Annotated in this window: 8 protein-coding genes and 2 pseudogenes; 5 read left to right on the top strand and 5 right to left on the bottom strand. The window is 67.1% G+C overall.

All coding sequences use genetic code 11. The features are described from left to right. Positions 1-442: 442 nt before the first annotated feature. Positions 443-967: a hypothetical protein gene (locus ACWGDE_RS32590; RefSeq protein WP_453392646.1), complete on the top strand. Its 525-nt coding sequence runs from the start codon at positions 443-445 to the stop codon at positions 965-967. Between the two features lie 460 nt (positions 968-1,427). Here ACWGDE_RS32590 and ACWGDE_RS32585 read toward each other — a convergent pair. The 4 genes and pseudogenes from ACWGDE_RS32585 to ACWGDE_RS32570 form a co-directional block, all read right to left on the bottom strand. Then, positions 1,428-2,138: pseudogene (locus tag ACWGDE_RS32585) on the bottom strand (IS256 family transposase); the annotation flags it as partial. A gap of 38 nt (positions 2,139-2,176) precedes the next feature. After that, positions 2,177-3,664 (bottom strand): ISL3 family transposase, encoded by a 1,488-nt coding sequence (locus tag ACWGDE_RS32580; protein ID WP_453392647.1) that lies wholly within the window; start codon positions 3,662-3,664, stop codon positions 2,177-2,179. A 169-nt stretch (positions 3,665-3,833) separates the two neighbouring features. Further along, positions 3,834-4,421: pseudogene (locus ACWGDE_RS32575) on the bottom strand (transposase); the annotation flags it as partial. 13 nt (positions 4,422-4,434) lie between these two features. Then, a complete protein-coding gene (locus ACWGDE_RS32570; protein ID WP_453392645.1) occupies positions 4,435-4,752 on the bottom strand; it encodes a hypothetical protein in 318 nt (105 codons plus the stop codon). A gap of 184 nt (positions 4,753-4,936) precedes the next feature. Between ACWGDE_RS32570 and ACWGDE_RS32565 the strand changes: the two genes are divergently transcribed. From ACWGDE_RS32565 to ACWGDE_RS32555, 3 genes are all read left to right on the top strand, one after another. Then, on the top strand, positions 4,937-5,830 hold the full coding sequence (locus ACWGDE_RS32565) for a hypothetical protein (RefSeq protein WP_453392644.1): 894 nt from the start codon (positions 4,937-4,939) through the stop codon (positions 5,828-5,830). A gap of 84 nt (positions 5,831-5,914) precedes the next feature. Further along, entirely contained in the window at positions 5,915-6,874 is a 960-nt protein-coding gene (locus ACWGDE_RS32560) for a hypothetical protein (protein WP_453392643.1), read from the top strand. Between the two features lie 80 nt (positions 6,875-6,954). Then, the gene (locus ACWGDE_RS32555; RefSeq protein WP_453392642.1) at positions 6,955-7,182 is read left to right on the top strand and encodes a hypothetical protein; all 228 of its coding nucleotides are present in this window, start codon (positions 6,955-6,957) and stop codon (positions 7,180-7,182) included. A 172-nt stretch (positions 7,183-7,354) separates the two neighbouring features. On the opposite strand, the gene ACWGDE_RS32550 is transcribed toward ACWGDE_RS32555, so the two are convergent. Further along, on the bottom strand, positions 7,355-7,774 hold the full coding sequence (locus ACWGDE_RS32550; RefSeq protein WP_453392641.1) for a hypothetical protein: 420 nt from the start codon (positions 7,772-7,774) through the stop codon (positions 7,355-7,357). 184 nt (positions 7,775-7,958) lie between these two features. Between ACWGDE_RS32550 and ACWGDE_RS32545 the strand changes: the two genes are divergently transcribed. Continuing rightward, the coding region (locus tag ACWGDE_RS32545; RefSeq protein WP_453392640.1) for a DUF6431 domain-containing protein at positions 7,959-8,518 on the top strand (560 nt) is incomplete at its 3' end.

The raw sequence follows: 8,518 nt of genomic DNA, 5'->3' as shown, positions 1-8,518 counted from the left end.
CTCAGCACCCCCCCCCCCCGCTCCCCCCCCCCACCCCTCTTCGCACCCTGGCGCCGGTGGCCGCACGCGGTTCCCCGCCGCCCCAGCCGATGGCGGATGTGAATGCGCGGGTCAGAGGCAAGTGATGGGGCTATTTGAATCTCCCCACCCCGTGCTCGGGGGTGGGACAGACCTGCTCACCGGGATTCCCCACCTGCCGCGTGCTGGCGAACACCGCGCGCCACTCGGGAGGGGCCGTGGTCTTCTCGTTGCCCCGCCGATCACGAGATACGTGGCCGGGCTCGTGCGATTGAGCTTGCTGGGTGGACACGCCGGCGCCCGACCGGCCGCGGATATGCGTAGGCCAGGCGCTTCACACGATCAAGGACGCACCGCTGCTGGGAGGTCTACGGGCGTCGGTTATGTTCCTGGTCGGATTGACGGCAGGACAGAGGGAGAGGACATGGCGCAGCATCTGGGGCCGCTGGAGCTGACCGGGGACCGGTGGGTGATCGGGGACCCGACGCGGAAGGACGGCCTGTCCATCGTGCTGGCGCCTGAGGGCCTGGAGCACCGCCGGCGCGGGGAGGCGGCGCCCCTGCTCACCATCGAGTGGTCCCGGTTCATGGATCTGCAGGTGCGTGCCGCTTACAGGGGGTGGGAGGCCACCCCCAGCGGAGGTTTCGCCGGGGCGTTCGTGTCCGGTGCCGACATGGGCCGCGACGCCTGCTCTCTGACCGGCACCCTGCGCTGCCCGTACGAGCCGTGGTCGGTGCGGTACACGCATCACGAGCGCCGTTACACGGGCGGCCACGTCATTGTGCTGAAGGCATTGTTCGACGAGCTCACCGAGGTGAAGGCGCTGGACCGGCTCGGTGATCCCGAGTGGCTGGGTGCGGTGGTTGCCAAACTGTCGTCGTACACCTCGTGGTACGCGCCCAAGGGCAACCGACTGGTGAAGGAGACCGTCCAGAGTCTCGGCGCCTGAGCGGTTGCTCAAGACACATGATCAGTCCGCGGAGGGCCGGCCGACAGCGGCTTGGAGCCTCCAACAGCTCAACGAGCCGCCCAGCATGGGGGAACGACAACCAGAGCAGCCACACAGCGACACATGTTCGTTCACGGTGGCTGGTACGAGAACAGGGCCGTCACAGGGTGGGGCGAAGAGCGGCCCTGGTCGTTTTCAAGAATCCCCATCAGCAGCCGATTCGCCTGCACGAAGTCTTTCCCTGGCAGCAAGCCGGTCACCCCGTGACAGCCGCCAGCCGGGCGCAGCTCCTCCCCCCACCAGACATGCCGTGCACACCAGCGCTCACACCCACCCGCTCCCACCAGCCCACACATTCACAAGAAGATCCACCGGAAGGCCGTGGGCTCGGCTTCGAACTGCGCGCGGGTGTCCGTCTCGGGTCCGTAAAGTTAACGGTGGTTCTGGAGTTGTTACGGGTTCAGCGGCGGGCGGCTGAGAGCCGGCCGTCGAAGGTGATGTCGAAGGCGTTCAGAGCGGCTTTCCATCGTTGGGTCCAGCGTTTACGTCCCTGGCCAGTGGGGTCGAGGCTCATGATGGCCATGTAGACGCACTTGATGGCGGCCTGCTCGTTCGGGAAGTGCCCGCGGGCCCGGACGGCCTTGCGGATCCGCGCGTTCACGGACTCGATCGCGTTCGTCGTGCAGACGATCCGTCGTATCTCGGTGTCGAACTGGAGGAACGGCACGAACTCGGCCCACGCGTTCTCCCACAACCGGACGATCGCCGGGTACTTCCTGCCCCATTCCTCCTGGAATTCCAGGAAGCGTTCGGTGGCGGCGTCCTCGGTCGGCGCGGTGTAGACGGGCTTGAGGGCCTTCGAGATCTTGTCCCAGTCCTGCCGGGCCGCGTATCGGAACGAGGCCCGCAGCAGGTGAACGACACAAGTCTGCGTGATCGCCTGGGGCCAGACCGTCCCGATCGCGTCGGGCAGCCCCTTCAAACCGTCACAGACGACCATGCAGACGTCTTCCGTGCCGCGGTTCTTGATTTCCGTGAGGACCTGGAGCCAGTACTTGGCGCCCTCGCCTCCGTCGCCGGCCCACAATCCCAGGATCTCGCGAGTGCCCTCGACGGTGACCGCCAGGACCACGTAGAGCGGCCTGTTGGCGACCTTGCCGTCCCGCAGTTTGGTTCTGTCGACGATCTTGTGATCCTGGGCTGTCGGGCTCATCGTGCGAGGAGGACGCGTTTGCGAAGGAGATCGAGTCCGGCCCGGCCGAACATCTGGCGTTTCAGCATCTTCAGCCGGTTGATGTTGCCCTCAACGGCGCCGGAGCTGTAGGGAAGGGACAGGCCGTTGCGGACTGCGTCGAGGTCACGGCGGAGGTTGTGGGCGAAGGATGCGAGCGGGGCCAGGGTGTCCTGCTCGGCGTCGGCGATCCAGTCCTCGAGGCGGTCGCCGTGGAGTGCGGTCATCATGGCGGCGAACTTCCTGACGTGGAGGGTGAGCCGGTCCAGTTCGGGGTCGCGTTCCCGCAGCCGGTGCAGCTTGTCCGCATGCTCGTCACGTAGGTGTTCGGGGTGGGTCATCATCCAGGAGGTGACCTCGCGGACGGACGGAGGCCTGGGCCCGGGCACGGGTGCGTGTCCGCGTCCGGTTCGGTAGCGCCGCAGGTGGCGCTGGACGGCCAGCTCGCCGCCGGGATAGCCCAGTTCCTGGATTTCCCGGTAGAGCTGGGCGGCGTTTCTGACGCCTTCGTTCCAGCGTCCGTGCAGGTATCCGACGTACGGGTCGACGACATGCGCCCGCTGGAGACTCTTGGCGACGATGTCATCGGCGGAGCGGGCACTCACCAGCTTGCGGACGGTGGCCTGGTGAAGCCCGAGTTTCCGGCCGATCGCGGCCTTTGACATCCCGTGTTCCCACAGCTCGTAGGCTGCGGCATGCTGCTGCCGCAGCCGAGCCACCACCTTCAGCTCCGCCGGCGGCTGGACCACTTCGGGTTCTGTCTCTGGCGTGTCGGGCTCGTCGGCAAGTGCGGAAGGTTCGGCCAGGCGGGAGCGATGGGCATTCACCGTCTTCTCGACCGCCTGACCGAGATTGGCCCACAGGTGATAGCGGTCAGCGACCTGCAAGGCGTGCGGCGCCCCGACGCGTGCGCCCTCCGAATAGCCGCTGGAGCGGTCCCGGCAGATCACCTTCACCTCGGGGTGGTCACGGAGCCAGGCGGCCAGGTCTTCGCCCTCGCGCCCGTCGTAGAGATGCAGCGGACGGTGGGTGGCCATGTCGATCAGCACCGTGCCGTAGTGGCGGCCCTTGCGGAAAGCGAAGTCGTCGACGCCCAGGACCTCAACCTCGCCGACCTCCGGCTCGGGCAAGGCCCTGACCAGCCGCAGCAGCGTGTCCTTGCCCACGGTAATGCCGACCGCAGAGGCCAGGCGGGCTCCCGCCCGGCCCGCCAGGCCCAGCCCGAATTGCGTCAACACCCCACGTAACAAAGGGGTCTGCCGACTATGCGGGGTCGTCAGTCCCGTGACCTGCTCGGCAAACGTCACCGCCGGGCAGGCAGAGTTCTCGCAGCGGAAGCGGCGTATGCACAACTCGATCACCACGCCGAGTCCGCCCACGGCGACGTCACTCAGCTTGCGTACGTACCGCCCGTGCACCCGTGCCGAACTCCGACCGCACCGACAGGCCGCGGTTGCTGCCCGCACCCGCGTCCGCAGCACCACCTTGTCCGGCCGCCGTTCGACTTCCTCGATCGACAGAGCGGACAGGTACGGAAACAGTTCCACGAGCACATCACGAGAGCACGCGATGCATGATCGCGAACAGGCGGCACGGCCCGCTCAACCGTCCGAATCACAAGATCGTCGACAGAACCCGCAGTTTCACGTGGACACAGTCGATGAACAGCACCGGGTAGACCGAGTCGAGGGGCCGGTTCTGCCATTCGTTCATGCCGTCGACCACCTTGTCCGTGATCGTCGAGATCGTCTGCTTGGAGACCTCAGCGCCGTAGACCTCCGCGAGGTGGGCGGAGATCTCGCCGTGCGTCAGGCCCCGGGCAGACAGCGAGAGCACCATCTCATCGACGCCGGTCAGCCGGCGCTGTCGCTTCTTGACGATCTGCGGCTCGAACGAGCCCTCCCGGTCCCGCGGCACCTCGAGCACGACCGGGCCGACCTCGGTCACCACGGTCTTGGACCTGGTCCCGTTGCGGGTGTTGCCCGAGCCGGCCCTCTCATGCTTCTCATGCCCGAGGTGGTCGGTGATCTCGCCCTCCAGGGCCGACTCGAGGATTCGCTTCGTCAGCTTCTGCAGCAGACCACCCTGACCCGTCAGTTTGATCCCGTCGGCCTTGGCCCGATCCACCAGCTGACTGATCAGCTGGTCATCGAGAACGTCCGGTACCAACCCGGACGGCTGTACCTCCGCCACGGCCTCGGCTGACACGGTCACGTCTGTCATCAGGTGTCACTTCCTATTCGAAGATCCACCGTTGACCGTACAGACCCCTGGGTGGTTGGGGTGGGCGGAGCTTGCAGCTTTCGGCGAAGGCGGTCGGGAACAGCAGGCCGGTGCTGCCCAGCGGGTCGGTGAGGAGGGGGCTGCTGGCGCCGGTGGCGATGTCCCAGACGCGGCGGGCCGCAAGCAGCAACGGGCGGGCCCACAACGGGACCTGATGGGTCATGCAGCCTTGGCGAAGCCCGTCGTCGTGGAGCGTGATGGTGGAGGCACCCGGGCCCAGGTCGTGGATGTGGACGGTTCGCAGCTGGGTGGAGGACGCAGCGGTGAACACCGCGATCGCCACCTCAGCGGGTGTGCGGTCGCGGTGCGAGCTGGAATGGGCAAGTTCCTGTGCCGGAAGGGCTCCTTGGCGTACGGTTCGCCCATCGAGGGAGGTACCGGCTATTTCCGTATTCGACGAACTGCACGAACTCGGGTGCTTCGGCCCCGCGTGTCTGACTCTGACAGGGACGCTGGTGCGGCAGGAAGTACAGCGCTTTCCCGTTCTGGCTCCGCTGGCCGGCTGGCAGCAGGCCGATGAGGAGGATCTGCTGAGTGAGTTCCTGGCAGATCGCCTCCAGGCGGTCACCGCCAATCTCCTGGCTCTGGCCACCGACGATGGCGGTGTCGGACGATTGCTGCGGACGTCGATCCGGCGCTGGTTGATCGACCAGGCCCGCAAGACTGCGCTCGGTTCGATCAGGCGCTCGCTGGAAGAGGTGCTGACGGACTGCAGTGCATTCGAGACGGTGCCGCCTGCCGAGGCGGGGGCCGGTAGGTGGCGCTTGTCCGGCACCACGGTGCAGCCCTGGTCCGGTCCCCCCGACCTGCTCGTCGAAGCCGCGTACGCCGTGCCGAACATCAGTATCCCGAAGTGGACCAGTGAAACGCGTCGTGCCCCTCTCGCTGACAGGAAGTCGCTGGAAGCTGTGATCCGTGCGGTTTTGTCCACCGCCACCGGATCGATGGAGGTCGCGCAGCTCGTCGAGGTGTTCATCGCTCGCTTTCCCGTGGCGCTGGATCCGAGAGTCCTCCCGCTCCCCGACGATGCGGGATCGCAGATTACCGTCAATGCGCACGTCTCCCCGGAGGAGATCGTGGTTGCTCGCGACGACGAGGCCGGTGCGGCGTCTGCCGCGGCACAGATCGTGGCCATGCTCAGCCCTAAGGAGCGGGGCATGGTCGCGTATCTGGAGAGCCCGGGGGAGCTCCAGGCGTTGTTGGGCTGCGGCCGGTCCCAGGCCTATCACCACAGAACACGTCTGAAGGAGAAACTGCAGCAGCTCGTCGGTAACGGAGACGGAGACCAAGTACGTTCGGTGGGGTCGGAGGTGATCCGGCTGTGCAGCGAAGCGGCGCAGACACGATGAGTGGGGCCGGGGCCGGACGTTCTGGCCGGTATGACGTCAGTCGATGGTGGAGGCCTGCTCAGTCGATGGATGCGGGAGGACACCATGAGTGACTCGAAAGTGCCGCAGCGGTTCCTGGACCTGGCCCAGCAGATGCATGGGCCGCATGCTCTGTCGGAGGCAGGGCTGAGAGAGCGCTTCGGTGATCCGGCTCAGGCGGAGATCAAGGCTGGTCAGGTGTGGCGGGCACGCTGGGACAAGGTCAGCGTGCTTGTGCTGATCCTGGATGTGCAGGCCCGTGAGGTGAACGCCGTCCCCGTCACGATCGACCCGCCCGGTGAGGATGAGACCAGCGTGGTGGTCGACGGGGCACGTACCGCGTTCGGCGTCGAGGCCACCGTGTGGGCAGGGCTGTTCTCCTGTGTCCCCATGCGCGTGCTGGAGCGCGTGGTCGATGCCTGGGACGAGGACATCGTGGGATGTGCGGCGGCCCGGGCTCAGGGCCGGCCAGCGCCGGCCGTGGCAGGGGTACGCCAGGGACAGATGATCCGTTCCGCCCTGGAGCCCGACGCCGAGACGCGAGCCGGCCTCGCTGATGATCTGGAGCATCTGCAACATGCGCCCGGTCTGCCGGTTCAGGAGAGCGAACGGCCTCCCGAGACCTTGGCGTCGCTGCTCGGCGACCGGTTGGACTTGAGGACGCTGTGCTCTGCCTTGGAGATGCCGCAGCCCGAGGTCATGAAACTGCTTCGCGGCAAGGCCCCGCTGCCTGCCGACCGAATCGGTGCCATCGCCTCGGCGACCGGACTGAGCGCAGAGCAGATCGCCCAGACGGTCCGCCCCCTGCCCGCCGACCTAGTCCAGGCCATAGAGCACCCGCGGTGGCGCTCGGTATGGGTACGCCACGCCCGGCAGCTGGAGATCAGTGAAGCCCAGGCGCGTCTATGGGGCAGTTACGGCGCCTTCGCCCTGGCCGCTCGCCAGACAGGCGGTGGCACGGCCGACTGGGACGCACGTCTACGGCAGTTCCTCAGCGGCGAGGACGCTACGAAGGGCGGCGCGTGACACGGCGCCGGTTCGACCAGGAGGCTCCGCACCAGGCGGAGGCGATGATCTCGGCTCTTGAGCGGTTACACCCCGGCGCCGTGGAAGCGCTGGGCGCGGATCCGCTAGCCGAGCTGGGCCGCTGGACGGACGTCCAGGTTTCGCTGGAGGCCGCGTCGGACGACGGTGGCCGGTGCTCGGTCGCCGGCAGCTACCGGTCGCAGACCGGTCCCCCCACCTTGGTGGTCGGGGCGGCCCGCTCACATCGGCGCCGGGGATTCACCGGCCTGCACGAGCTGGGACACCATCTCCAGCAGACCGACTGTTAGACGACACTCTGCGTGGCGATGAAGCGGGGTGACGGCGACACTCTTGTTGTGGACAGGCCGTGTTGGTGTCTGGGTTCTGATGGTTGCTTCGTGTGCGACGACACCGTGAGCACGAAGAGCTCATGCGTAGCCGGCAGGGGGCCACTGGCCACGTGGCTCCATCCTCAGGGAATCAGTTCGTGGAGTCCCATTCGTCTGAGGTCATTGGCCTGGCGTCGGGGTATCGCCGTTGGATCTCACTCAGCACCCACGCGTCGGCTGTGCGGACATCCCAGCTGGAACTGTCGAACTCCCTCAGGGTCAGTACGAGTTCGTTGCCCGAGTAGCCCTCGAAGTCTCCATCGACCGCCTGCAGATGGACGTCCATGGCCAGCAGCTCAAGGGTGGGGATTCCGGTGCCTGCTGATGCCTCCATCATCCGGGCGAACGCCGGGTGTGGATCCTTGTCGAACATCTGAGCCTTCCATGTCAGCCCGAGTCCGTAACTTCCCAGTCGGACCAGAAGCTCGGCCAGGGTGACGTAGCGGCGGTCAGTCGGGCGGCCCGAGTGAAGGGCATCGTTCCGCCAGGCCGCAAAGGTGACCATCTGCATGGTGGACGGTGTTTCATTCATTGGCTCAGCAGCCTGCTTTGATCTTGGAGAGTCGCTACTTCCAGCTCTTCCATTGTCCGAGCTCGCACCATCCAGACGAAGCGGATTATGTATCAACCTGGTCCGTGGGGGCACAGCAAGCGAAACAGGGCACACAGGTGATCGGGCGAGTCGAGCATGACCGGTGGTCCGTTTGGAGAGGTTCCGGCTGATCGTTGCAGGTCAGGTGGAGGTGTCGGTGCTGGTTGTCGACTCGGACGGGCTGTTGGTGGAGCGTCAGCTTCGGCAGGGTCGGCTGACTTGTCCGGTCTGTGGGGCGGTTCTGGCGCCGTGGGGTCATGGCCGGCCGCGCTCGATCCGGGGTGATCTTGGGGCCCGGCTGTTTCTCCGGCCGCGCCGTACGCGCTGCTCAGGCTGCAAGGTCACGCACATGCTGCTGGCGGAGGCGTTTTGGCCGCGGCGGGCGGATGCGGCCGAGGTGATCGGAGCCGGGCTGGAGATAGCCGCTCTGGGGATGGGCCACCGCCAGGTCGCCGCCCGTCTGGGCTTGGCCGAAGGCACGGTCCGTGGCTGGTTGCGGGCGTTCGCCGGGCGGGCAGAGGCCGTGCGCCGCCACTTCACCGTCGCTCTGGTCGCGCTCGCGGACGACCCGGTGATGCCGGATGCGGCGGCTTCGCCGTTCGCCGACGCGGTCTCGGCGGTGGCGGGGGGCCCCCCCGCGGGGCCGCCCCAGGGGGCGGCGCA

The sequence above is a fragment of the Streptomyces sp. NPDC054956 genome, assembly GCF_053609185.1.
Note: the sequence above shows the minus strand (reverse complement) of the source record. Positions and strands in the feature narration are given on the sequence as shown.

Coding starts and splice junctions, on each gene's coding strand:
- ACWGDE_RS32590 (WP_453392646.1), top strand. CDS start 443: ATGGCGCAGCATCTGGGGCCGCTGGAGCTGACCGGGGACCGGTGGGTG.
- ACWGDE_RS32560 (WP_453392643.1), top strand. CDS start 5,915: ATGAGTGACTCGAAAGTGCCGCAGCGGTTCCTGGACCTGGCCCAGCAG.
- ACWGDE_RS32550 (WP_453392641.1), bottom strand. CDS start 7,774: ATGCAGATGGTCACCTTTGCGGCCTGGCGGAACGATGCCCTTCACTCG.